Annotated in this window: 23 protein-coding genes and 1 pseudogene; 17 read left to right on the forward strand and 7 right to left on the reverse strand. The window is 71.8% G+C overall.

Annotation, left to right across the window (positions count from 1 at the left end):
• Positions 1 to 91: 91 nt before the first annotated feature.
• The 4 genes from OG352_RS04810 to OG352_RS04825 all read left to right on the forward strand — a co-directional run bounded on the left by OG352_RS04810 (position 92) and on the right by OG352_RS04825 (position 3,194).
• The gene (locus OG352_RS04810) at positions 92 to 316 is read left to right on the forward strand and encodes a hypothetical protein (protein WP_329214671.1); all 225 of its coding nucleotides are present in this window, start codon (positions 92 to 94) and stop codon (positions 314 to 316) included.
• On the forward strand, positions 313 to 708 hold the full coding sequence (locus tag OG352_RS04815; RefSeq protein ID WP_329214673.1) for a DUF5958 family protein: 396 nt from the start codon (positions 313 to 315) through the stop codon (positions 706 to 708). Before OG352_RS04810 ends, OG352_RS04815 begins: the two co-directional genes overlap by 4 nt.
• Before the next feature lie 132 nt (positions 709 to 840).
• Entirely contained in the window at positions 841 to 2,181 is a 1,341-nt protein-coding gene (locus OG352_RS04820; protein ID WP_329214675.1) for a radical SAM protein, read from the forward strand.
• A complete protein-coding gene (locus OG352_RS04825; protein WP_329214677.1) occupies positions 2,178 to 3,194 on the forward strand; it encodes an aminotransferase class I/II-fold pyridoxal phosphate-dependent enzyme in 1,017 nt (338 codons plus the stop codon). The genes OG352_RS04820 and OG352_RS04825 overlap by 4 nt, the downstream gene beginning before the upstream one ends.
• A gap of 24 nt (positions 3,195 to 3,218) precedes the next feature.
• Here OG352_RS04825 and OG352_RS39910 read toward each other — a convergent pair.
• Both OG352_RS39910 and OG352_RS04835 read right to left on the reverse strand, forming a co-directional pair.
• A pseudogene (locus tag OG352_RS39910) lies at positions 3,219 to 3,320 on the reverse strand (helix-turn-helix domain-containing protein); the annotation flags it as partial.
• Positions 3,321 to 4,324: 1,004 nt separating this feature from the next.
• Positions 4,325 to 4,471, reverse strand: coding sequence for a hypothetical protein (locus OG352_RS04835; protein ID WP_329214679.1), 147 nt, complete (start codon positions 4,469 to 4,471; stop codon positions 4,325 to 4,327).
• A 197-nt stretch (positions 4,472 to 4,668) separates the two neighbouring features.
• Between OG352_RS04835 and OG352_RS04840 the strand changes: the two genes are divergently transcribed.
• From OG352_RS04840 to mug, 4 genes are all read left to right on the forward strand, one after another.
• On the forward strand, positions 4,669 to 5,082 hold the full coding sequence (locus OG352_RS04840) for an excalibur calcium-binding protein (RefSeq protein WP_329214681.1): 414 nt from the start codon (positions 4,669 to 4,671) through the stop codon (positions 5,080 to 5,082).
• Between the two features lie 31 nt (positions 5,083 to 5,113).
• Positions 5,114 to 5,263 (forward strand): transposase, encoded by a 150-nt coding sequence (locus tag OG352_RS04845; protein WP_443072158.1) that lies wholly within the window; start codon positions 5,114 to 5,116, stop codon positions 5,261 to 5,263.
• Between the two features lie 598 nt (positions 5,264 to 5,861).
• A complete protein-coding gene (gene purB, locus OG352_RS04850; RefSeq protein WP_329214683.1) occupies positions 5,862 to 7,304 on the forward strand; it encodes an adenylosuccinate lyase in 1,443 nt (480 codons plus the stop codon).
• Positions 7,301 to 7,852 (forward strand): G/U mismatch-specific DNA glycosylase, encoded by a 552-nt coding sequence (gene mug, locus OG352_RS04855; protein ID WP_329223719.1) that lies wholly within the window; start codon positions 7,301 to 7,303, stop codon positions 7,850 to 7,852. Before purB ends, mug begins: the two co-directional genes overlap by 4 nt.
• Positions 7,853 to 7,910: 58 nt before the next feature.
• On the opposite strand, the gene OG352_RS04860 is transcribed toward mug, so the two are convergent.
• Genes OG352_RS04860 through OG352_RS04870 form a run of 3 tightly spaced genes read right to left on the reverse strand, consistent with a single transcriptional unit; the run spans position 7,911 to position 10,022 of the window.
• Positions 7,911 to 8,285 (reverse strand): hypothetical protein, encoded by a 375-nt coding sequence (locus tag OG352_RS04860; RefSeq protein ID WP_329214685.1) that lies wholly within the window; start codon positions 8,283 to 8,285, stop codon positions 7,911 to 7,913.
• 58 nt (positions 8,286 to 8,343) lie between these two features.
• Entirely contained in the window at positions 8,344 to 9,096 is a 753-nt protein-coding gene (locus OG352_RS04865; protein ID WP_329214687.1) for an ABC transporter permease, read from the reverse strand.
• 2 nt (positions 9,097 to 9,098) lie between these two features.
• The gene (locus tag OG352_RS04870; protein ID WP_329214689.1) at positions 9,099 to 10,022 is read right to left on the reverse strand and encodes an ABC transporter ATP-binding protein; all 924 of its coding nucleotides are present in this window, start codon (positions 10,020 to 10,022) and stop codon (positions 9,099 to 9,101) included.
• A 109-nt stretch (positions 10,023 to 10,131) separates the two neighbouring features.
• Between OG352_RS04870 and OG352_RS04875 the strand changes: the two genes are divergently transcribed.
• From OG352_RS04875 to OG352_RS04885, 3 genes are all read left to right on the forward strand, one after another.
• Positions 10,132 to 11,298 carry a sensor histidine kinase gene (locus tag OG352_RS04875; protein ID WP_329223721.1) on the forward strand — a complete coding sequence of 389 codons (1,167 nt, stop codon included), beginning with the start codon at positions 10,132 to 10,134 and terminating at the stop codon, positions 11,296 to 11,298.
• 14 nt (positions 11,299 to 11,312) lie between these two features.
• The gene (locus tag OG352_RS04880; protein WP_329214691.1) at positions 11,313 to 11,975 is read left to right on the forward strand and encodes a response regulator transcription factor; all 663 of its coding nucleotides are present in this window, start codon (positions 11,313 to 11,315) and stop codon (positions 11,973 to 11,975) included.
• A gap of 124 nt (positions 11,976 to 12,099) precedes the next feature.
• Positions 12,100 to 13,257, forward strand: a complete 1,158-nt coding sequence (locus OG352_RS04885) for an ROK family transcriptional regulator (protein ID WP_329214693.1) — start codon at positions 12,100 to 12,102, stop codon at positions 13,255 to 13,257.
• A gap of 176 nt (positions 13,258 to 13,433) precedes the next feature.
• On the opposite strand, the gene OG352_RS04890 is transcribed toward OG352_RS04885, so the two are convergent.
• Positions 13,434 to 14,195, reverse strand: coding sequence for a GntR family transcriptional regulator (locus OG352_RS04890; protein ID WP_329214695.1), 762 nt, complete (start codon positions 14,193 to 14,195; stop codon positions 13,434 to 13,436).
• A 284-nt stretch (positions 14,196 to 14,479) separates the two neighbouring features.
• Here OG352_RS04890 and OG352_RS04895 point away from each other — a divergent pair, with 284 nt between their 5' ends.
• The 4 genes from OG352_RS04895 (at position 14,480) to OG352_RS04910 (ending at position 19,816) form a co-directional block, all read left to right on the forward strand.
• The gene (locus tag OG352_RS04895) at positions 14,480 to 15,133 is read left to right on the forward strand and encodes an NADPH-dependent F420 reductase (protein ID WP_329214697.1); all 654 of its coding nucleotides are present in this window, start codon (positions 14,480 to 14,482) and stop codon (positions 15,131 to 15,133) included.
• A gap of 167 nt (positions 15,134 to 15,300) precedes the next feature.
• Entirely contained in the window at positions 15,301 to 16,131 is an 831-nt protein-coding gene (locus OG352_RS04900; RefSeq protein WP_329214699.1) for an alpha/beta fold hydrolase, read from the forward strand.
• 430 nt (positions 16,132 to 16,561) lie between these two features.
• Positions 16,562 to 18,148: an alkaline phosphatase D family protein gene (locus tag OG352_RS04905; RefSeq protein ID WP_329214701.1), complete on the forward strand. Its 1,587-nt coding sequence runs from the start codon at positions 16,562 to 16,564 to the stop codon at positions 18,146 to 18,148.
• Positions 18,149 to 18,445: 297 nt separating this feature from the next.
• Positions 18,446 to 19,816: a GNAT family N-acetyltransferase gene (locus tag OG352_RS04910; RefSeq protein ID WP_329223722.1), complete on the forward strand. Its 1,371-nt coding sequence runs from the start codon at positions 18,446 to 18,448 to the stop codon at positions 19,814 to 19,816.
• Between the two features lie 95 nt (positions 19,817 to 19,911).
• On the opposite strand, the gene OG352_RS04915 is transcribed toward OG352_RS04910, so the two are convergent.
• Positions 19,912 to 21,141, reverse strand: a complete 1,230-nt coding sequence (locus OG352_RS04915; RefSeq protein WP_329214703.1) for a trans-sulfuration enzyme family protein — start codon at positions 21,139 to 21,141, stop codon at positions 19,912 to 19,914.
• A gap of 60 nt (positions 21,142 to 21,201) precedes the next feature.
• Here OG352_RS04915 and OG352_RS04920 point away from each other — a divergent pair, with 60 nt between their 5' ends.
• Complete coding sequence (locus OG352_RS04920) at positions 21,202 to 21,693, forward strand: Lrp/AsnC family transcriptional regulator (RefSeq protein WP_329214705.1); 492 nt, start codon at positions 21,202 to 21,204, stop codon at positions 21,691 to 21,693.
• 33 nt (positions 21,694 to 21,726) lie between these two features.
• Complete coding sequence (locus tag OG352_RS04925) at positions 21,727 to 23,442, forward strand: DUF885 domain-containing protein (protein WP_329214707.1); 1,716 nt, start codon at positions 21,727 to 21,729, stop codon at positions 23,440 to 23,442.
• Positions 23,443 to 23,533 lie beyond the last annotated feature (91 nt).

Raw genomic sequence — 23,533 nt, forward strand, 5'->3', positions numbered from 1 at the left:
AGCCTCGCCCGGCTGCCATGCACCGATTAAACGCGGGGTGCCGCCGCCCTCCCTGCACATGGCCCGCGGTTGTTGTTGCGGGACGTCATGGGTGAGCTCAGACCACTTGCCCCGGGAGAAGAGCCTCCAGTACGCGCGCCGCCATGCTGGCGTTGGCTTCGTCCTGGCACGCGAGGGCATCCTCCTCGACCAGATGCACCCGCTTCAGACCACCCGCTGGGCCGACGATGCCGAAGGCGCGGCCGATCTGGCGGTGCTGCTCGGCATCCCGATCACCGCGGCGGAGAGGCGTCCGTCCCACGGGAGGCAGTCATGAACGAACGCGACGTCCTGCTCAACGAGCTCGCGCAGGGGCTGCGCCCGATGTCAAGGGGCATCGAATGGTTCGACAGCCTCGGCCACGAAGAGCAGTCCGAGGTGCTGCTGTTCCTGCGCCATCACTGCGTCCAGGCGCGCCCCGTCGCAGAGGATGCACCGGAGAGCATCCGCCGTGCCGGGCTGCGCCCGACGCATACGCCCGCAGTGCTGATCTCACGAGGCCGAATGGACGAGCAACTGGGAAAGATCGCCGGTCTCGCGCCTCTCGACGAACGCCGCAAGGCGTTCAGGCTGCTGATCGCGGTGCTCACGATTGCCGACGCGCGGCGCCGCGAGCGCTTCTGCTCCGGCGGCTGCAATCACTGGTGGCACAGACTGTCCGTCGCCTGACAACCCAGCACCGCACTCCTGAAAGTCAGCGACAGGGCGGGGCATGTCGTTGACGACGGATCGGATCGGGACACCGCGTTCTGCCTGCGGTTGGGCCCATGTCGTCCGGGCCCGTTCATGCATGATGACGGGATGAACCATAGCGACCAGCGCTTCCACGTCATCGTGCTGTCGAACTTCGCGAAGGGGTTCGACAAGTACGCGTTCGCTTACGGCAAGGCGGGGATTCCCGAGAGTACCTATCCCGACCGGTTCCACCTGCTGACGCGTGCGGAGTTGGGAATCGGCATCGGCAAGGCGCGACGCCTGCTGGACCGTCTGGCCATTCCGGGTGACCGGCTGCTGGTGCTGGAAACCATGGTGGACCCCGACAAGTTGGTGCCCAACGTGTCGACCGGTCTCGGCATGGAACTGCACGAGGCTCGCATCCGGTTGTCAGCAGTCCACGAGCTCGACCAAGCGGGCGACGAGTTCACTCTGCGCCCGACAACCGTCGAGGATGCGATGGCGTCCTCCCTGCACCTGCACGGTTCGGCACTGCGTCGCTACGCCGACACGCGACCGCGCTCGGTTTCGCTTCTGCCGGTCGCCTCCGCCTGCCAGGCCCGGTGTTCGTTCTGCTTCTCCTCGGCTTCGATCTCCAGCGACCAAGCGCCGGCACGGGTTCCGTGGGACGCGGTCGCCCAGTGGCTGGAGCGCGCCCGTGCGGCGGGTGCCGAGCGTGCGGTGATCACCGGGGGCGGGGAGCCCACGCTCATACCGTTCGAACAGCAGGTGCGACTGGTGTCCGCCTGCTCGGCGGCCTTTCCGAAGGTCGTCCTGATCACCAACGCGCACACCCTGGCGAAAGGCCGGCACGCTGATCGGGCCGACCGCCTCGCAGCCCTGAGCGCCGCGGGCCTGAGCGTGCTGGCGGTCTCCCGGCACCATCAGGACGACGCCGTCAACGAGCGGCTGATGATGCTGCGCACGCCGGTGAGCTCTGTCGTCGACACCTGGCGCGTGGAACGTGACCGCTGGCCGGGGCTGCGGATGAGGTTGATCTGCGTGCTCCAGCACGGCGGCGTCGCCGACGCGGCCGAGGTCGCCGACTACCTTTCGTGGGCCGCGGCTCTCGGTGTCGAGGAAGTCTGCTTCAAAGAGCTCTACGTATCCACCAGCACTGAGTCGCTCTACTTCGACCGCGCCGCCAACGTCTGGAGCCGAGAGCACCAGGTTTCGCTGTCCATCGTCACCGGGTTCGCCGAGCAGCACGGTTTCGAACTGGCGAGCCGCCTGCCCTGGGGCGCGCCGGTCTACCACGGGAGTTGGGACGGGCGGCCGATGCGGATCGCCGCTTACACCGAGCCCAGCCTGCTCTGGGAACGCACCAGCGGGATCGCACGCAGCTGGAACGTCATGGCCGACGGACGCTGCTACGCCTCCCTGGAAGACCGGGCCAGCGAGATCGTGCCGGAAGGTGCGGCGGCATGAGGTTCGAGGAGTTCCAGGAATTCCGGCAGCGGCAACTCAGTGCCTCCTCGTCGCTTCTGGACGCCGCCGAGACCAACATGTACCGGGCGCTTGCTCCGGTGCGACCGGAACCGCCGACCGACATGAGTACGGTGCACCGGTGCGATCTCGCCCGTGCCTGGCTGCGGCGCTTCGAGCTGCTGGAAGAGTGGTCGGGCCACGCCATGGTCTGTCGAGGGGTCCGGCACGGGCTCGGTGTGGTGTTCGACTGGCTGCGCACTGTGCAGGCGCGGTTGTGGCTGCCCAGCGACGTGTACCCGGTGTACTTCGAGCTGGCCCGCGCCGCGGGCCTGGCGCCCGCGTCCTACCCGACGCTACCGGCGCCGGCCCTGCCGAGATCGCCGGCGGACGACCGGCCCGAATACCTGCTGCTCGCCAACCCCAGCAAGCCGCTCGGCCGTTACCTGTCCGATGCCGAGTGTGCCGCGGTGATTACGTGGTTGCGGGAATCACCACGCCGCCGCCTGCTGATCGACAGCGTCTACGACCTGGGAGCCCCGTTCGCTGCCGGCACCCGGCGATTGCTGGACACCGGTTGTGCGGTCCTGCTGCATTCGGTCACCAAGGGATGGCTGTGGCCACGCACGTTCGGAGTGGTCCTGCTGGGGCCGGCGCAAGCCGACTTGGCCGAAGCGTTCCGGGCGGATCCGCCGACGCCGGCTCAGCTGAGGCTCGCCGACCGCCTGCTGACCGAGCACAGCGACGTGCCCCGGCAGGTCGTCGACGAACTGGCCGCACGGGCTGAGCGGTTGTTCGAACGGTTGCCGGACGAGGTACTCGGGGCGATTCCCACGGCGAGCCGAACGTGTCCCGGCAACTATTTCTTCCCGGTTGAAATCCCGGCGGAGACGCTCCAGCGTGAGTGCGGCGTGCTCGCCATGCCGGTCAGCGTGTTCGGGGAGAGCCGTTGGCCCGGCTCCATCCTGACCAGCCTTGCTGACGCTTTCGGCCCGACGCCGACGGTGGCGCGATGAAGCCGCTGAAGGACCTGGCCGTATACGACGATGCGGACTTGTCTTGGGCCGGCCACCCTTGTACTTCGGATACAGGGACTCGAAGCCGTCGGCGTTGAAGTTGTGGATCACGTCCCGGACCCGGTCGTCGCGACTTCCGCACCAGCCCACTCCCGCCCTACTGAACGAGCGGCCCCAACTGGAGGAGACCAGCGGCAACCCCCATGACCGAATCGCCGAGTTCGAGTCGTACAGATCGACGTCGACGACGTCGTGGTCTTGGCGGTCCACCACCCCCCTCCAAGGAGCAGGCTCCGATGCGGCGGCGCCGGCGGGGGCTAGAAATTGGCCAAACGTGGGCACGCGGCTGTCCTTATTGGACTGACTCTGCTAGTTTGACGCATTCACGTCATATCGGACGTAGGGGGAGCAGATGGCATCTGTACGCATGTTGACCGCCGGCTTGGCGAGCGGCCTACTCGCACTAGCCGCCGTTGTGGTTCCAGCCAGCACAGCACAAGCCGCCCCGCTCGCTGACTCCTGCACCCAGAACTGGACCACGAGAATCAGTGAAGGACACGCCAGCGGTCAGTGGTGCAACTACAACACCAAGGTCAAGGGCACCGTGACCGACGACAGAGCCGACGGTCGCTGCCCGTTCGTCCGCGCCGGTCTGTCGGGCGGCGCGCACACCGACGGCCCATGGGTGGGTCCGAAGGGAGCTTAAAGTCCTTCACGCTCACCGCCCCGTCCGGACAGTACATCTCCTCGTTGTCCGTGAAATGGGTCTACTGCTGACCGCCCGCGTGTCAAGGCCGGTCAGCGGATCCCGGCGGGCAGCGACGCCGTCGGAGCACCCGGGACGTCTTGGCCAAGGGTGGCCAGAGCGAGCGACACGGGCAGCTGCGGCGATGACGAGTGCGCGACGGCTGCCACAAAGGCGCCGACGGCGGGCATGACGGATCTCCGTTCTTGCCTGTGCGGGCGGATATCAAGAGGGCGCACCCCAAGCTGTCCAGGCTGTGGTGGGGTACGCCCTCTTGATGTGTGCTCTTGCATCGCTCGGATTGAACTTCGGCGATCGGCCAGACCGTTCAGGGCCGGTGCAGACGATGTCCGGGTCCCGGTCACCGGTCAGCGCACCCCACGGGTCAGTGACAGGCGCCGTACATGGGCGTGGCGTAGACGCTGAACCACGCAGTCGGCGGTTTCCACAGCAGCGGCTCGGTGTCCTGCCACTGGTCGGGCGCGAGCTCCCACTCCCCCGTGGCCATCGCGTCGAACGCCTCCGTACGCACCGAGCGGTCGCCGGTCGGCCCAAGGCCGGCCCGGCCGCCAGGAGGGGAAGCAGAGCGGGAGTACCGCCCACCCTGCCGTCCCAGGTCGAGCCATCGCGACGGTCACCACCCGCATGGCCTACCGACTCGCGCCGCCGCGCCGACCGTCTCCTGACGTCGAAGCAACGGTTCCTTCAAAGGACCGGGAGGAGACGTCCATGTCACGCCGTGCCCCCATCGCAGGCATAGCCGCCGCAATCGTGTCGATCGCCCCACTGGCCGGGGTCGCCCACGCCCAGGACCTCGATTGCCGCGACTTCACCTTCCAGGAAGACGCCCAAGCTCTGTTCAACCAGGACCCCACCGACCCCAACCGGCTCGATGAGGACCAAGGCCCGGACGACGGCATCGCCTGCGAAGTGCTGCCCCACCGCACTACCGCCAACGCCACCACCGGCGTGCCCAACCCTACGGTTGTCACACCGACCCGCGGTGTACAAGGCGGCCTCGGCGGCGCGTCCGCCTCTGGCGCGTCCAGCTGGGACATCGGCCTCGGCGTCGGCCTCGCCGCCGGGGCGCTGACCGCTGCCGGCTACACGCTGCTCCGCCGCCGAAACCGACCCACCATATGACGAATAGCGGCGATTCGCCGGAGCCAGCGGGATGGTGCCCTTCCTCGGCTGCCCACCCCCGATCCGGATGACCATCTCCACCACGAACGCGATCGAGAGCTTGAGTTCCCGCTACTGGCGCTCGGTCAACGCCTGCGGGCGCTTCCCCAACGAGACGGCCGCTCTCAGGGGCGGTACGTGAGCTGATGTCGGTTTCGGTGCCGCCTGATCGTGTGGCTGTGGGAGCTCCTGGCCGGCCGACGGGTCTGTCCGTGTTGCAGTGGCAGGGTGCGCGAACGCAGGCCCTACAAGAGCGACTTGTCCAACGAACGCTGGGCACTGATCGAGCCGGTGACCACTGGATGGAAGGCCAAGCCTCCCAAGTCAAGGCGCGTCAGGCACGTCGTCCTGGCGTGGCCGGAAGGAGATCGGAGGCCGGCGCTCACCCCCGGCACGCACAGCAGTGCGGCAGGGGCTGGGCGCTTCGGCGGATACCTGCGCACCACCGCGCATGGCCTCAGGATGAACCGCCCCGGATATCGTGTCCGCTCTACGCGCTGACCACGCTGCCCTTGCCGTACGCGCCCTCTACTCCATGTACAGGGAACCTGGCCGGGTGTCGCACCGGCCACTCCTCCGGGGACGGCCCGCCGGCGAAACGACCGGATCTGCTGCCGTACGAGGTCCGGCCCGACTCCGCGGGGTGATGTCCGCCCCTTTGGGGTGACGCCCGTCTCGTAGGTTCCGCCGAACAGGACTCTGGCGCCGGCCTGCACTAAGCGCCAGTAGAATCCGTACACGTGACTTCTGCTCCCGCCAAGCCCCGCATCCCCAACGTCCTCGCCGGACGCTACGCCTCCGCCGAGCTCGCCACGCTCTGGTCGCCCGAGCAGAAGGTGAAGCTGGAGCGTCAGCTCTGGCTCGCCGTGCTGAAGGCCCAGAAGGACCTCGGGATCGAGGTGCCGGAGTCGGCGATCGCCGACTACGAGCGTGTCCTGGACACCGTCGACCTGGCTTCCATCGCCGAGCGCGAGAAGGTCACGCGGCACGACGTGAAGGCCCGGATCGAGGAGTTCAACGACCTCGCCGGGCACGAGCAGGTCCACAAGGGCATGACGTCCCGCGACCTGACGGAGAACGTCGAGCAGTTGCAGATCCGGCTCTCGCTGGAGCTCGTGCGCGACCGTACGGTGGCCGTGCTGGCGCGCCTGGGCAAGCTGGCCGGCGAGTACGGCGAGCTGGTCATGGCGGGCCGCTCGCACAACGTGGCCGCGCAGGCCACCACCCTGGGCAAACGGTTCGCGACCGCCGCCGACGAGCTGCTCGTGGCGTACGGCCGGGTCGAGGAGCTGCTCGGCCGCTACCCGTTGCGCGGCATCAAGGGCCCGGTCGGCACGGCGCAGGACATGCTGGACCTGCTGGGCGGCGATGCCGCGAAGCTGGCCGAGCTGGAGGACCGCATCGCCGGTCACCTGGGCTTCTCGCAGGCGTTCACGTCCGTCGGGCAGGTCTACCCGCGCTCGCTGGACTACGAGGTCGTGACGGCGCTGGTGCAGCTCGCGGCGGCCCCCTCCTCGCTGGCGAAGACGATCCGGCTGATGGCCGGGCACGAGCTGGTGACCGAGGGCTTCAAGCCGGGTCAGGTCGGCTCCTCGGCCATGCCACACAAGATGAACACCCGCTCCTGCGAGCGCGTCAACGGCCTGATGGTCATCCTGCGCGGCTACGCGTCGATGACCGGCGAGCTGGCGGGCGACCAGTGGAACGAGGGCGACGTGTCCTGCTCGGTGGTGCGCCGGGTCGCGCTGCCGGACGCGTTCTTCGCGCTGGACGGTCTGCTGGAGACGTTCCTGACGGTGCTCGACGAGTTCGGCGCGTTCCCGGCGGTCGTCGCCCGTGAGCTGGACCGCTACCTGCCGTTCCTCGCCACCACCAAGGTGCTGATGGGCGCGGTGCGCGCGGGAGTGGGCCGGGAGGTCGCGCACGAGGCGATCAAGGAGAACGCTGTCGCCAGTGCCCTGGCCATGCGTGAGCAGGGCGCCGAGCGCAACGAACTGCTCGACAAGCTGGCCGCCGACGAGCGCCTCCCGCTCGACCGGGCCCAGTTGGACGCGCTGATGGCCGACAAGCTGTCCTTCACGGGTGCCGCCTCCGCGCAGGTGGCCACGGTCGTCGGCCGGGTCGAGGAGATCGTGAAGCAGCGCCCGGAGGCGGCCGGCTACACCCCCGGAGCGATCCTCTGACGCGCTTCACCCAGGCGGAGCTGGAGGCCGCCCGCGACCGTCTCGTGCCGGACGTCGTCGCGGGCGGCCTCCGCGTGCTGTTCTGCGGCATCAACCCGGGCCTGATGACGGCGGCGACCGGCCACCACTTCGCCCGCCCCGGCAACCGGTTCTGGCCGGTGCTGCACCTGTCCGGTTTCACGCCGAGGCTGATGAAGCCGGCGGAGCAGCGGGAACTGCTGTCCCACGGGCTCGGCATCACGAACGTGGTGGCCCGGGCGACCGCGCGGGCCGACGAGCTGAGCGCCGAGGAGTACCGGGAGGGCGGGCGGCTGCTGGCGGAGAAGGTGACGCTGCTGAAGCCCCGCTGGCTGGCCGTGGTGGGCGTGACCGCCTACCGGGCGGCCTTCGACGACCGCAAGGCCGCCGTGGGTCCGCAGGAGCGGGTCATCGGGGACACACGCGTGTGGGTGCTGCCCAATCCCAGTGGGCTGAACGCGCATTGGACGGCGGCGACGATGGCCGAGGAGTTCGCGCGGCTGCGGGTGGCGGCGGGCGACGAGAACTGACCGGCGATCGGGGCTGACCAGCGATGGGGGCTGACCGGCCGTCAGCGCGGGTCGGCGGTCAGGGCGGGTCGGTCTCCGTGACGACGAGGAGGAGCTGTATCTCGTCGTCCGGGTCGAGATCGGCCACGCCCAGGGCCACCCACCGGCCATGCTCCGCCGCCTGCCAGAGGTAGACGTCGGCCACCCGGAGGCTCAGTTCGGCCCAGGGCTCGGGTATCTCCTCGGTGCCGGTCCGCAGCCGGACCGTCTGCAGGCCGACGTGGTGCGGCTCTCCCCATCGCTCCGTCAGCTTCCCGGCCAGCGCCTCCTTCTCCTCGTGGAACCGCTCAGCCTCGGCGAGGCGCACCGCCGCGTCCGCCACCGCGAGGCCGTGACTGGTCGCTAAGGCCGCCGTGCGGTGGCCGGCCTCGGCGAGGTAGCTGTCGATTTCCATGGCGTCCAGTAAACCCGCAGCCACTGACAATTGGCGGGCCGTCAGTCCGCTCCCGGGCTCAGGCGTCCCTGCGCCGCACGCGCCAGGCCCCGGCCGCGACGGCCGTCGCCGTCCAGAGGGCGGCCACCGTCAGGCCGCTCCATGGGCCGAGGGTGCCGTCCCACCTGCTGTGGAGCACCACTTGGCCGGCCCGGTCGGGCAGCAGGTCGGCGGCGTTGCCGGACAGGTCGCCGAGCACGAAGGACACGATGAGGAGGAACGGGACGAGGATGCTCAGCGCCCCCACGCCGCTGCGAAGGACCGTCGTCAGGCCTGCGGCCAGCAGGGCCATCAGCGTCAGATAGACGGCGCAGCCGATCACCCCGCGCAGGCCCTCCGCCGTACTCGGGCCCGCCGCCCTCTCCCCCAGCACCGCGCTGCCCACGGCCAGCGTCAGCAGGCCCGTGACCAGGCCGACGGCCAGCACCGGCAGGGCGATCGCCGTCAGCTTGGCGGCGAACCAGCGGCCCCGCTGGGGCACCGCGGCCAGCGACAGGCGCAGGGCGCCGCCCTGGAACTCGGCGGCGACGACCGACGTGCCGAAGGCGACGGCCGCGATCTGGCCGAAGCTCACACCGAAGAAGACGGAGAACAGGGGGTCGGCGTCGTCGACGTCGGTGCCGACTCCGGCCAGCGCGGAGAAGGCGACCGTGGCGAGCAGTACCGCGCACAGGCCGACGAGCTGTGAGCGCAGCGTGCGGATCTTGATCCACTCGGCGTGGAGTGCGGGCGGGAACGCTGTGGTTGTCGTGTTGATCGTGGTCGCCGCCATGGTCAGGCCTCCTGGTGCTGCTGGGCCGCGAACTCGGCGTCGGCGGCGGTCAGGTCGAGGTAGGCCTGCTCCAGCGTGCCTTCCTCCGTGGTCAGTTCGAGCAGGGGGACTCCGTCGGCGGACAGAAGGCGGCCGATGTCGTCCACGCGCGCGTGGTGCACGCTCCAGTGCCCGTCGGGGTGTTCCACAGCGTGGTGGCCGTGGCGGGCGAGGACGTTCTGCAGCGCGGTCGGGTCGGTCGTACGGATGCGTACGCGTGGCTGCACGCGCGCGTCGATGAAGTCCCGCATCGGGGTGTCGGCCAGCAGGCGGCCCCGGCCAAGGACGACGAGGTGGTCGGCGAGGGACGCGGTCTCGTTCATGAGGTGGCTGGAGACGAACACGGTGCGGCCTTCCGCGGCCAGCCGCCTGAGCAACCCGCGGAGCCAGACGATGCCTTCGGGGTCGAGCCCGTTGGACGGCTCGTCGAGGAGCACCACCGCCGGGTCGCCGAGCAGGGCGGCGGCGATGCCGAGGCGTTGGCGCATGCCCAGGGAGTAGGTCTTCACCCGGCGGCGCGCGGCCGGGGCGAGCCCGGTCTCCGCCAGCACCTCGTCGGCCCGGCGGACGGGGATGCGGTTGCTCGCTGCCAGGGCGCGGAGGTGGTCGCGGCCGGTCCGGGAGCCGTGCGCGGCCTGTGCGTCGAGCAGGGCGCCGACGTGCCGCAGGGGTTCGCGGAGGGTGGGGTAGGCCTGCCCGCCGATGCGGGCGGTGCCCGAGGTGGGACGGTCGAGGCCGAGGACAAGACGCAGGGTGCTGGACTTGCCCGCGCCGTTCGGGCCGAGGAAACCGGTGACGCGGCCGGCCCGCACGCTGAAGGTGAGGCGGTCCACGGCCCGCCGGGGGCCGTACACCTTGGTGAGGTCGTGGACGTCGATGCTGGTCATGACCACGACTCTGGCCTCCGGCAGGGGTGTCGGGCCTCCCCCGTCCGGGGCAGGCCGCTCCCTCGCTCGGGGGAGGCCATTGTCAGTGGGGCCTGTCACGATGGCCGGCATGGGCCGCTTCCTGCGCCCGCTGTTGCGGGGGACGACGTACACGCGACTGCTGCACCTGTGGGTGCCGATGCTGGTCGTGAGCGTCTGGATGTTCATCGACCCGTCGAGGCCGTGGGTGCCCGCCCTGGTGCTCGTCCCGCTCGGCCTGCTCCCGGCCGTGCGCACCGGCGAGGGGGTACAGGCGCGGCTGCTGCTCCTGCCCGGCGACCGCGACCCCGGCCTCTCCGTGGCGCCGTCGGCGACCTGGCGGGACCGGCTGCGTACGGTGCTGTGGCTGGAGGCCAGGATGGCCCTCGGCGCGGTGGCGCTGTTCGCGTGCGTGTGGCTGCCCTCCCTGGTCTACGACCTGGCCGTCGGCGCGGGCGGGCAGGCGTCGGACGACCTGCCTCTCCCCGGCGACCCGGTGCCCGGCTGGTGGCTCGCGCTGCTGATCCCCGTCCCCCTGCTCGTCCTGTACGGCGTCGTCGTCGGCCTGGGCGAGTTGGTCACCGCCGTCGCGCGGGGGCTGCTCGGCCCGTCGGCGGCCGAGCGGCTCGCCGCCCTGGAGGAGCGCACCGAGCAGTTGCTGGAGCGCAACCGGATCGCCCGGGAGCTGCACGACTCCATCGGGCACGCGCTGACGGTGGCGGTCGTGCAGGCGGGCGCGGCGCGGGCGGCGGGCGACGCGGACTTCACCGACCGGGCACTGGCGGCGATCGAGGACAGCGGCCGGTCGGCTCTCACGGACCTGGAGCGGGTCCTCGGCGTGCTGCGCGAGTCGGGGCGGCCGGTGAGCGAGAGGCCGACACTGACCGAGGCCGGCCGCCTGCTGGAGTCGGCGCGCGCGTCGGGCGCCGAGGTCGACGCCGAGCTGACCGGGCCTCTGGAGACGGTGCCGGGGCCGGTGTCGCGGGAGGGCTACCGCATCCTCCAGGAAGCGCTGACCAACGTGCTGCGGCATGCGGGAGCCGTCCCGGTGCGGGTCCGGGTGGGCGTCACGGACGACCTGCTGCACCTGGAGGTGCGCAATCCGCTGACCGCCCGCATACCCGGCCCCAGCTCCGTTCGCGGGCGCGGCAGCGGGCTGCGCGGCATACGCGAGCGGGCGGCGCTGCTCGGCGGACGGGCGTCGACGGGGCCGGACGAGGGCGACTGGCAGGTGCGGGCGGAGCTTCCGCTGCGCTGACCTAGGGTGAGTGGATGCCGGTCACCGTTCTTCTCGTCGATGACGAACCCCTCGTCCGCGCGGGTCTGCGGGCCGTGTTGGAGGCGCAGCCCGACATCGAGGTCGTCGGGGAGGCGGCGGACGGGGCGGCGGTGATCCCGCTGGTGCGGCGGCTGCGGCCGGACGTGGTCGCCATGGACGTCCGTATGCCGCTGATGGACGGCATCGAGGCCACGCGCGCGGTGCTGCGGACGGTGGACGCGCCGCCGAAGATCCTGGTCGTGACGACCTTCGAGAACGACGAGTACGTGTACGAGGCGCTGCGCGCGGGCGCGGACGGGTTCCTCCTGAAGCGGGCCCGGCCCGCCGAGATCGTGCACGCGGTGCGGCTGGTCGCCGAGGGCGAGTCGCTGCTGTTCCCGGCGTCGGTGCGGCGGCTGGCCGCCGAGTACGGCGAAGGGGGCGGCAACCGGGCGGCCCGGGACACCATGGAGCGGGCCCGGCTGACCGAGCGGGAGGCCGAGGTGCTGCGGCTGGTGGCGCGCGGGCTGTCGAACGCGGAGATCGCCGCGCGGCTCGTCGTCGGCACGGAGACGGTCAAGTCCCATGTCAGCGCAGTCCTGGCCAAGCTCGGGGCGCGGGACCGGACCCAGGCGGTGATCACGGCGTACGAGTCGGGGTTCGTCGCGCCGGGTTGAGCGGCGAGGGTCGAGCAGTGGGGTCGAGCGGCGCGTGACGGCATCGGTACGGATTCGTCACTCGCCGGGGTCCCTCCCGCCGAGTACGATCCGCCCACACGCGCACGAGCTGGGAGGACGGACGTTGGGGCAGCTGACCGGCGGGGATCCCTCGCTGTTGCGAAGGATCAATTCCGCGGTGGTGCTGCACGCGCTGCGTGCCGCGGACTGCGCGACGCTCACGGAGATCACCCGGGTGACGGGGCTGTCCCGGCCGACCGTCGAGGGGGTCGTCGAGGACCTCACGGCGGCGGGGCTCGTCGTCGAGCAGGCGGCCGAGGAGGGCGCCGCGCGGCGGCAGGGGCGGCCCGCGCGGCGGTACCGGTTCCGGGCGGAGGCCGGGCATCTGCTGGGTCTGGAGATCGGGTCGCACCGGGTGGCCGCCCTGCTGTCCGACCTGGACGGCCGGCTGCTGGGCGCGCAGGCCAAGGACGTCGACGAGCGGGCCCCGGCGGACGAGCGGCTGGAGCGGCTGCGCACGGCGGTCGCCGAACTGCTGCGCCGGTCCGGTGTGCCGCGCAGCTCGCTGCGGGCGGTGGGGGTCGCCACGCCCGGCATCGTCGAGGCGGACGGGACCATACGGCTGGGCACGGCGCTGCCGGAGTGGACGGGGCTGCGGCTGGGCGAGCGGCTGAGCCGTTCCTTCAAGTGTCCGGTGCTGGTGGAGAACGACGCCAACGCGGCGGCCGTGGCCGAGCACTGGAAGGGGTCGGCCACCGAGTCCGACGACGTCGTGTTCGTGCTGGCCGGGCTCAGCCCGGGCGCCGGCTCGCTGATCGGGGGGCGGCTGCACCGGGGGTACGGCGGGGCGGCCGGGGAGATCGGCGCGCTGCATCTGCTGGGCCGGGAGGTGACCCCGGAGACGCTGCTGTCCACGACGGACGAGCCGCTGCATCCGCTGGACGAGCAGGCCGTCGCGACGGTGTTCGCGCGGGCGCGCGAGGGCGACCAGGGGGCCCGGGCGGCCGTGGACCGCTTCATCCAGCGGCTGGTCCACGACGTGGCCGCGCTGGTCCTGGCGCTCGACCCTGAGCTGGTCGTGGTCGGCGGCTGGGCGGTCGGTCTCGACGGCGTGCTGGAGCCGCTGCGGCAGGAGTTGGCGCGCTACTGTCTGCGGCCGCCGAAGGTGGCCCTGTCGCTGCTCGGCGAGGCGGCGGTGGCGACGGGGGCGCTGCGGCTCGCCCTCGACCATGTGGAGGAGCAGTTGTTCGCGGTGGACAGGACGGTGACGGCCCGGCGGTGACGGCCCGGCGTGACCGGCCGTCACAGGTGGAACGCGCCGCGCCCCGGAGGAGTTCCGGGGCGCGGGGACGTGTCACCTGTCACGTGTCTTCGTACGGGCCGGGTGCAGGCCGTTCAGGAAGCCTGCCGTGTCCGGCCCGGGGCGGACGGGGTGGTCCGGGTAGTTGGGGTGGTCGGTCAGGACGCCTGCTGCGCCGGGCCGTGATGTATCTCCACGCCGCCGGACGCGCCGAACGTCAACCGGCAGGTGTCCGCGCGGTACGTCGCGACGGAGAGCGCCGCTGTGCGGCCCTCGGCGAAGAACCGGGTGGTGACGACGAGGACGGGCGCGCCGGGGAGCCGGTCGAGTTCCCTGGCGTCGGCCGCGCGGGCCGAGCCCAGCTCCACGGCGCGGTCCTGGCCCTGGAGTTCCAGGCGCTGCAGTTCGCGCAGCACCGCACGCGCGCGTGCCGTCTCGGACGGGGCGTCGATCGCGGGCAGGTCGGGCACCGACGTCCGGGGGACGTAGAGCAGTTCCGCGGCGACGGGCTGGCCGTGCGAGACCCGCGAGCGGCGCACGATGTGCACGGCGTGGTCGCGTGGGGTCTCCAGGGCGGTGGCGACGGCCGCGGGCGGTGCCGCGAGCGTGCAGTCCACTGCCTGCCAGGTGTCGTCGCCGGTGCCCGGCCAGACCTGCTGCTCGCTGCCGACGGCGACGCCCATCCGCGGCGGCGCGACGGTGGTGCCGACGCCCCGGCGGCGGTGCAGCCGGCCCTCCAGTTCGAGCTGCTCCAGCGCCTGACGGAGCGTCGCGCGGGCGACGCCGAAACGGGCGGCCAGCTCGCGCTCGTTGGGCAGGATCTCGCCCACCGTGAATTCGGAGTCGAGTGCCTCGCTGAGCACGGTCTTGAGATGCCAGTACTTCGGTTCCGGTACCGATTCCAGTTGCGTGGTCCCCACCCTGTCCTCCGCAATCGCCGTGGTCCGGCGGCGTTTTTCGCGCCCTTGTTTATTAAAGGTTGTTGTACTTCTCTGCGACCATAGGGCGGCCCCCACCCTTGGTCAAGACCAATTCTCGAACCCTCTGGGCGCCGACGGCATTCCGGAGGGAAAGCGTTTACGGGGCGTTCGCACCGGCGGGTTTTCGTGACACTCCGGCAATGTCCCCGTCGTGAAAGGCGGGCTCCGGGGCCGGTCGGGAATTACCGTGACGGAGGGTCTGGTCCGACGAACGGGAGGTCGCAGTGCGGTACGCGGTGCTGGGTACGGGCGAGGTCGGTCGCACACTGGGCGGAAAGCTGGTGGAGCTGGGGCACACGGTGGTCCTGGGTTCGCGCACGAAGGACAATCCGGCGGCTCTGGAATGGGCGCGGGGAGCCGGTTCGGGGGCGAGCGCCGGTACGTTCGCGGAGGCGGCCGGGGCCGCCGAGGTGGTCGTGAACGCGGTGGCCGGGCGGGCGTCGCTGGCCGCGCTGGAGGCCGCCGGGGCGTCCCGCCTCGACGGGAAGGTCGTGCTGGACGTCTCCAACCCGCTGGCGTTCGAGGACGGGGAGGCGCGGCTGTCGCCCGTGGAGTCGGACAGCGTGGGCGAGCAGATCCAGCGGGTGTTTCCGCACGCGCGCGTGGTGAAGTCCCTCAACACCGTCAACTGCCAGGTGATGGTGGATCCCGCGCGCGTGCCGGGCGAGCACCAGGTCTTCGTGTGCGGGGAGGACGCGGCCGCCAAGCAACAGGTCACGGCGCTGCTCGGGGAGTTCGGCTGGCCGGCGGACCGGGTGCTCGACCTGGGCGGCATCCGGGCGGCGCGGAGCGTGGAGATGTGGCTGCCGCTGTGGCTGGACGTCATGCGCGGCTTCGGCCACGCGGACTTCAACCTGGAGCTGCGCAGGGCACGCTGAGCGGGGGCTACCCGCCGGTAGCAATTGCTGACAAGCTGTCTAAGCCGCCGTATCCGAAGCGTCGTGTCCGAGGCGTCGTGTCCAGGCACCCCGCTTCAGGCGTCGCGTCTCACACGCCATGTCCAAGTCCAAGGCGTCCGCCGACCAGTCCGGACGAGGAGCTGCCCATGTCCCACACCGTCTCCTTCACGGTCCCCTCCCCCAGTGGCCCGCTGCCCGTCACCGTCTCCTACGCGCGCGTGGGGGCGGGCGAGCCGCTGCTCCTGCTGCACGGCATCGGTCACCACCGGCAGGCCTGGGACCCGGTGCTGGACATCCTGGCCGCCGAGCGCGACGTGATCGCCGTGGACCTGCCCGGCTTCGGCGTCTCCCCGGCCCTGCCGGACGGGCTCGCCTACGACCTACCCACGACGGCCGGCGTGTTCGGCGCCTTCTGCGAGGCGCTGGAGCTGGACCGCCCGCACGTGGCCGGCAACTCCCTCGGCGGTCTGCTCGCCCTGGAACTCGGCCGGGAGAAGCTCGTGCGGTCCGTCACCGCGCTGTCCCCGGCCGGGTTCTGGTCGGAGGCCGAACGGCGCTACGCGTTCGGCGTCCTGATGACGATGCGGCAGGTCTCCCGCCGGCTGCCGCTGCCTCTCGTCGAGCGGATGGCGAGCACGGCGGCCGGCCGTACGGCCCTCACCAGCACCATCTACGCCCGCCCGAGCCGCCGTTCACCCGAGGCCGTGGTCGCCGAGACGCTGGCCCTGGCCCAGGCCACCGGGTTCGACCAGACCCTGCGGGCCGGCACCACCATCCGGTTCACCGACGACCTCCCCGGAATCCCGGTCACGGTCGGCTGGGGCACCCGCGACTGGCTCCTCGTGCGCCGCCAGGGCGTCCGCGCCAAGCAGACCATCCCGGCCGCGCGCCTGGTACGGCTGCCCGGCTGCGGTCACTGCCCGATGAACGACGACCCGGCGCTCGTCGCCCGGGTGATCCTCGACGGCAGCCGCTGAGCCCCTGGGCGCACGGCCCAACGCCCCCGCCCCCAGGGCGACCCCGCCCCCGACAAGGGCACTGCCGACGGCCTGGGCGGGGCCGTAGGAGCCTGTGCCGACGAGCGGGAGGCCTCAGAGGCGGTTTCTGGAACGGATGGCCTCGGCCGGTGTCGAGGTGCGTGCGCTCGCCGCGTACGCACACGCGCGTGCCGAAGAAGAAGAGAACGACACAGGGGAAGTGCGTCTCGTGCTCGGGTATGCGCATGTGTCGCCCGCTCGGATCCGGGGCGGGGTACGGGCGATGAGGGAGGCCGCCGGGCGGTGAGGCGGGGCGGGAACCGTGTGGGCGCTGCCAGTTGTTCACTTGTGGTTTCCGTCAGCGCTGCGGCGCACCCGTAGTTGTGGCTGTGCACACCGGCCGGTTCCCGTCCTCCCTGGAGGCCCCTTCATGTCACACCGTCCCCTTCCCGGGCGCCGCGGCGTCCTACGCGGCTCGCTCGCCGCGTCCGCGGCCCTGGCCCTGCCCGCCGCGGCCGGCGCGGCGCCCGCCTTCGCGCTGTCCGGGCGGCCCCGGGCGGGGTGGGGTGTGCAGGCCGGGGACGTGACCTCCGACTCCGGGCTGGTGTGGGTGCGGTCCGACCGGCCTGCGCGGATGGTCGTCGAGACCGCGGCGACGGAGTCGTTCCGGGGCGCCCGCCGTTGGCACGGTCCGCTGCTCGGCGCCGGTACGGACTTCACCGGCACGACCCGGCTGCACGGGCTGCCCGCCGGTGAGCAGATCCACTACCGCGTGCTGCTCGCCGACCCGGACGACCCGCGCCGCGCCGGCGAGCCGGTGACCGGCACCTTCCGCACCGTGCCCCTCGGGCGTCGGCGCGGGGTGCGTTTCCTGTGGTCCGGGGACCTCGCGGGCCAGGGCTGGGGCATCAACCCGGACCTCGGCGGCTACCGCATCTACAACGCGATGGCGAAGCTCGACCCCGACTTCTTCCTGTGCAGCGGCGACAACATCTACGCCGACGGACCGATCACGGCGACGCAGGCGCTGCCCGACGGCAGCCTCTACCGGAACGTCACCACCGAGGAGAAGGCGAAGGTCGCCGAGACCCTCGCCGAGTTCCGCGGCAACTTCCGCTACAACCTGCTGGATCAGAACCTGCGCCGGTTCAACGCGCGGGTGCCGTCGATCATCCAGTGGGACGACCACGAGGTCCGTAACAACTGGTACCCGGGCGAGGTGATCGCCGACTCCGACGCCCGTTACACGGAGAAGAGCGTCGACGTGCTCGCGGGGCGCGCCCGACGGGCGTTCAGCGAGTACTTCCCGATCTCCAGCCTGCGGCCTGGCGCCAGGGAGGGCCGCGTCCACCGGGTCGTACGCCACGGGCCGCTGCTCGACGTGTTCGTCCTGGACATGCGGACGTACCGCAACGCCAACTCGCCCGACGACCAGACCGTGGACCCGCAGGGCATCCTCGGCACCGAGCAACTGGAGTGGCTCAAGCGGGAGTTGTCGCGCTCACGTGCGGTGTGGAAGGTGATCGCCGCCGACATGCCGCTCGGGCTCGTCGTACCGGACGCCACCGAGGGGAAGCCGAACATCGAGGCCGTGGCGCAGGGCGACCCGGGCGCGCCGCTCGGCCGTGAGCTGCAGATCGCCGAGCTGCTGCGGTACGTCAAGCACCGGCGGATCACCGGCACGGTGTGGCTGACGGCCGACGTGCACCACACCTCGGCGCAGCACTACCAGCCGTCGCGGGCCGCGTTCACCGACTTCGAACCGTTCTGGGAGTTCGTCTCCGGTCCGCTCAACGCGGGCGCCTTCCCGGCCAGCGCGCTGGACGGCACGTTCGGTCCGGAGCGGGTGTTCGTGAAGGCGCCGACGGCCTCGAACGTGTCGCCGGCCGAGGGCTACCAGTTCTTCGGCGAGGTCGATATCGACGGCGACAGCGGCGAGTTGACGGTCCGTCTGCGCGAGCAGGACGGCACCGTGCTGTTCACGCAGGTGCTGCAGCCGGGACGGGTCGGGCAGTAGCCGGGCAGCGGTCGGGCGTCCCGTACTCTCGACACCACGTGCCGCGTACCGGCGTCATCCCCCGGTGCGCGGTGCGGTCGTAGTGCCCTGGCTCGCGATGCAGCCGTAATCCCCTGGTGCGCGGTTACGACCGTTCCCCTGGTACGCGGTGCGGTCGTAGAAGAATTAACAAAACGGGCATTAGTAACCTTTACCCGTCGGTCACAGTGCGTTCGTGATCACGCAACACCGTTCCTTCACAGTGGCCGTATGACTCGAGACATGTCTGATGTGATGCGCGCGAAGCGCGGACGCCCTGTGCACCACTGGCGGCGGGACGTGGTGGAGCTCGCCGCGCTCTTCACGGCCGTCACGGTGGCCGACGGGGTGGCGAACCTGGTGGGGCACGGCCCCGGCGGTCCGGTGCTGCTGGCCGTCTCCGCCGCCGTACTCGTCGCCACGGCCGGGTTCCACACGTGGTGGGCACGCCGCCACGGTCACGCGCCGCCGACGGGCGATACCGACGCCCGGCCACGCTCCGAGGAGCCGCAGGCCGGGCCGTCCGGGTTCCCCTCCGGGGTCACCGAGGAGTGCGCGCTGTGGCGGATGCGGACGACGGTGAAGGACGCCCCGGGGTCGCTGGCCGCACTGTGCGTGGCGCTCGCCGGCCACAAGGTGGACATCCTGAGCCTGCAGACGCACCCGCTGGGCGAGGACACGGTGGACGAGTTCCTGCTGCGGGCCCCCGGGTCCCTCGCGGCGGCCGAGATCACCCGCGCCCTCGCGCTGGCGGGCGGCTCGGGCACCTGGATCGAGCGGGCGGACGCCCACGATCTGGTGGACGCGCCGACCCGGGTCCTGGGCCTGGCCACCCGCACCGCCCTCGACCCGGCCGAACTTCCCCTCGCGCTGCGGCAGTTGCTGGGCCGTTGCACGATCCGCTCGCTGCCCGCCACGGCCGGGAGCAGCGGCCGGGGGCCGGAGGGCGTGCCCGTGGAGGGCGTGCTGGAGGACACCGTGCTGCGGCTGCGGGCGCCTGAGGGCGGAGTGATCACGGTGGAGCGGCCGTACCTGCCGTTCACCCCGACCGAGTTCGCACGCGCGCGTGCCCTCGTGGAGCTCGACGCCCGGCTCGGGGCGCGGGTCCCGCGCGGCCAGGACGTGCTGACGCTGCCCGAGGGCGACGACATCACCGTGCGCCGGGCCGACGCGGATGACCTGGAGGCGGCGAAGGCGATGCACGAGCGGTGCTCGGCGCGCACGCTCGCAATGCGCTACCACGGGCCCGTCGGCGACGCCGACCGCTACCTCGGCCACCTGCTCAGCCCCCGCTTCGGCCGCACGCTGGCCGTGCAGACGCCGTCCGGCCGCGTCGTCGGCCTCGGCCACCTGCTGTGGGACGGCGACGAGACGGAGGTCGCGCTGCTGATCGAGGACCAGTGGCAGCGCCGCGGCGTCGGCGCCGAACTGCTCGGCCGGCTGGTCGCGATGGCCGTCGAGGCGGGCTGCGACAGCGTGTACGCCGTGACACAGGCCGCCAACACCGGCATGGTCGCCGCCATGCGCGGCCTCGGCCTGCCCCTCGACTACCAGATCGAGGAGGGGACGCTCGTGATCACCGCCCGCCTGGAGAAGGGCGCGGCGCGCGAGACGTCCCAGCGGCACGGGGAGCGCGTCACGCGCGACTGACGTGGAATGGAACGGACGCAGAACGGGTGAGGGAAGGCCCGGCGGCGAACCGCCGGGCCTTCCCTCACCCGCCTCACGCGCCTCGCTCACACGCCTCACACGGTGACGGACGCCTCCATCGCCCCCGACTCCCCCAACGTTCCCGACGCCCCCGACGCCCCCAACGCCCCCGCCAGATCCCCCCACAGATCCTCGACGTCCTCCAGCCCGACCGACAGTCGCAGCAGCCGGTCGCTCACGCCCGCGCCCCTGCGCTCCCGCTCGTCGACGATGCGGTGGCTGATGGACGCCGGGTGCTGGATGAGCGTGTCGACGCTGCCGAGGCTCACCGCCGGGGTGATCAGACGGACGCCCGCGATCACCTCGTGCGGGTCGCCGTCCACCTCGAAGGCGATCATCGCGCCGCCGATGCGCGGATAGTGGACGCGGGCGACGCGCGGGTCGGCGGCCAGCCGCCGGGCCAGTTCGGCGGCGGTCGCCGAGGCGGCCCGCACCCGTACCGGAAGCGTCGACAGGCCGCGCAGCAGCAGATATCCGGCCAGCGGATGCAGTACGCCGCCGGTGGCGAACCGTATCTGCCGCAGCCGCCCGGCGAACTCCTCGTCGCAGGCGACCACGCCCCCCAGCACGTCCCCGTGCCCGCCCAGGTACTTGGTGGCGCTGTGCAGGACGAGCCGCGCGCCCTGCTCGACGGGGCGTTGGAGCACGGGCGTGGCGAAGGTGTTGTCGGCGAGCAGCGGGACCGAGCCGCAGGCGTGGGCGACGGCCCGCAGGTCGACCTCGGCGAGGGTCGGATTGGCCGGCGACTCGACCATCACCAGCCCGGTGTCGGGGCGCAGCGCGTCGGCGATGCCGGCGGGGTCGGTCCAGGTGACCTCCGAGCCGAGCAGCCCGGCCGTGAGGAGATGGTCGCTGCAGCCGTAGAGGGGGCGTACGGCGACGACGTGCCGCAGCCCGATCGAGGCGCGCGCGAGCAGCACCGCGCTCAGCGCCGCCATGCCGCTGGCGAAGGCGACGGCGCTCTCGGTGCCCTCCAGACGGGCGAGGGCCGTCTCGAATCGGGCGACCGTCGGGTTGCCCAGCCGGCCGTAGACGGGCGGGCCGTCCGGCTCAGCGCCGGTCGCGGCGAACGCGTCGATGCGGGCGGCCTCGGCGCGGCTGTCGTACGAGGGGTAGGTGGTCGACAGGTCGATCGGCGGGGCGTGCAGGCCCTGCCGGGCCAGGTCCTCCCGTCCGGCGTGCACGGCCTCGGTGGCCAGTGCGCGGGGCGCTCCAGAGGTACGTACATCGTCGTACGCGTGCGTGCTCGCAGCGGTTGAGTCCATGGACCGCAGGGTGAACATCGAACGGCTCAGATTATTCGAACACCGTGTTACGTTCGGCTCATGGCCGAATCAGTCGTACTGGACCCGGTCGATCTCCAGTTGCTGCGGCTGCTGCAGAACGACGCCCGGACCACCTACCGCGACCTCGCGGCGCAGGTCGGCGTCGCGCCGTCGACCTGCCTGGACCGGGTGACGCGGCTGCGCCGCTCGGGCGTGATCCTCGGGCATCAACTGCGGCTCGATCCGGCCAAGCTGGGGCGGGGCCTCCAGGCTCTGCTGTCCGTGCAGGTCAGGCCGCACCGGCGGGAGTTGGTGGGGCCGTTCGTGGAGCGGATCCGGGCGCTGCCGGAGGCGCTGACCGTCTTTCACCTCACCGGGCCCGACAACTATCTCGTCCATGTCGCCGTCGCGGACATGGCGGATCTGCAACGGCTGGTGCTCGACGAGTTCACGGCTCATCGGGAGGTGGCCCGCGTCGAGACGCGGCTGATCTTCCAGCAGTGGGAGTGCGGACCGCTGCTCCCGACGACGGTTTCGGGACAAACGTCGTGACGTGCGGCGGCGGCGCGTACGAGGATGGTGCGCATGTCACAGACCAACAGCCCGCTGCCCCGCGAGGTCGCCGACGCGTACGTCGACGATCTCATCGCCCTCGACCCGGTGACCGGTACCTTCCTCGGTGTGCAGGAGAGTTCGAGCCGTCTGCCCGACCTCTCGCCCAAGGGACAGGAGGCGCTCGCGCGGCTCGCGCGAGGCACCCTGGCCAAGCTCGACGAAGCGGAGCGCAGGCCCGGCGCGGACAGTGACATCGAGCGCCGTTGCGCGCGCCTGCTGCGCGAGCGCCTGACCGCGGAACTCGCCGTGCACGAGGCCGACGAGGGCCTGCGCTCGGTCGGCAACATGGGCACGCCCGCCCACCACGTCCGCGAGGTGTTCACGGTGACGCCCACGCAGACCGCCGAGGACTGGGCGGCGGTCGCGGAGCGGCTGCGCGCGGTGCCGGCGGCGCTCGCGGGCTACCGGGAGTCCCTGACGCTCGGCCTGGAGCGCAAGCTGTACGCGGCGCCGCGGCCGACCGCCACGTTCGTCGAACAGCTCACGGAGTGGTCGGACACGGACGGCGCGGGCCGCGGCTGGTTCGAGGACTTCGTGGCCACCGGAACCGAGGCGCTGCCCGCCGCGCTGCCCGAGGCGCTGCGCGCCGAGCTGGACGCGGCGGCCCGCGCGGCGAACGCGGCGGTCGTGGAGCTGCGGGACTGGATGCGCGACGTGTACGCGCCGACGGCCGAGGGCGCGCCGAACACGGTCGGCCGGGAGCGGTACGCCCGCTGGTCGCGCTACTACAACGGCACCGACCTCGACCTCGACGAGGCGTACGCGTACGGCTGGGCGGAGTACCACCGGCTGCTCGCCGAGATGAAGGAGGAGGCCGAGAAGATCCTGCCGGGCGCGGACACCCCCTGGGTGGCGCTGGCCCATCTCGACGAGCACGGCCGGCACATCGAGGGCGTCGACGAGGTCCGCGACTGGCTCCAGGGCCTGATGGACCAGGCGATCGACGCGCTCGACGGTACCCACTTCGAACTCGCCGAGCGGGTACGGAAGGTGGAGTCGCGGATCGCCCCGCCCGGCAGCGCCGCCGCCCCGTACTACACGTCGCCGTCGGAGGACTTCTCGCGCCCGGGCCGCACCTGGCTGCCGACGATGGGACAGACCCGCTTCCCGGTCTACGACCTCGTCTCCACCTGGTACCACGAGGGCGTCCCCGGCCATCACCTCCAGCTCGCGCAGTGGACGCACGTCGCCGCGAGCCTCTCCCGCTACCAGGCCTCCGTCGGCATGGTCAGCGCCAACGCCGAGGGCTGGGCGCTGTACGCGGAGCGGCTGATGGACGAGCTCGGCTTCCTCACGGACGCGGAGCAGCGGCTCGGCTACCTGGACGCGCAGATGATGCGGGCGGCCCGGGTCATCGTCGACATCGGCATGCACCTGGAGCTGGAGATCCCGGCGCACTCCCCGTTCCACCCGGGTGAGCGCTGGACGCCTGAGCTGGCCCAGGAGTTCTTCGGCGCGCACAGCAGCCGCCCGGCGGACTTCGTCGAGAGCGAGCTGACCCGCTACCTGACCATTCCCGGCCAGGCGATCGGCTACAAGCTCGGCGAACGGGCCTGGCTGCTGGGCCGGGAGAAGGCCCGCGAGCGCCACGGCGACGCCTTCGACCTCAAGTCCTGGCACATGGCGGCCCTTTCACAGGGCTCCCTGGGCCTCGACGACCTGGTCGACGAACTGGCACAGCTCTGAGCCACGGCCGAGACGGCGGCGGCTGAGACGCGACTCTGAGACACGGCGCGGGCGGGTCGGAAGGCAGCGAAATCCGCTGTCCTCCGACCCG

Origin of the sequence: Streptomyces sp. NBC_01485 (genome assembly GCF_036227125.1) — a bacterium.
Lineage (GTDB): Bacteria > Actinomycetota > Actinomycetes > Streptomycetales > Streptomycetaceae > Streptomyces.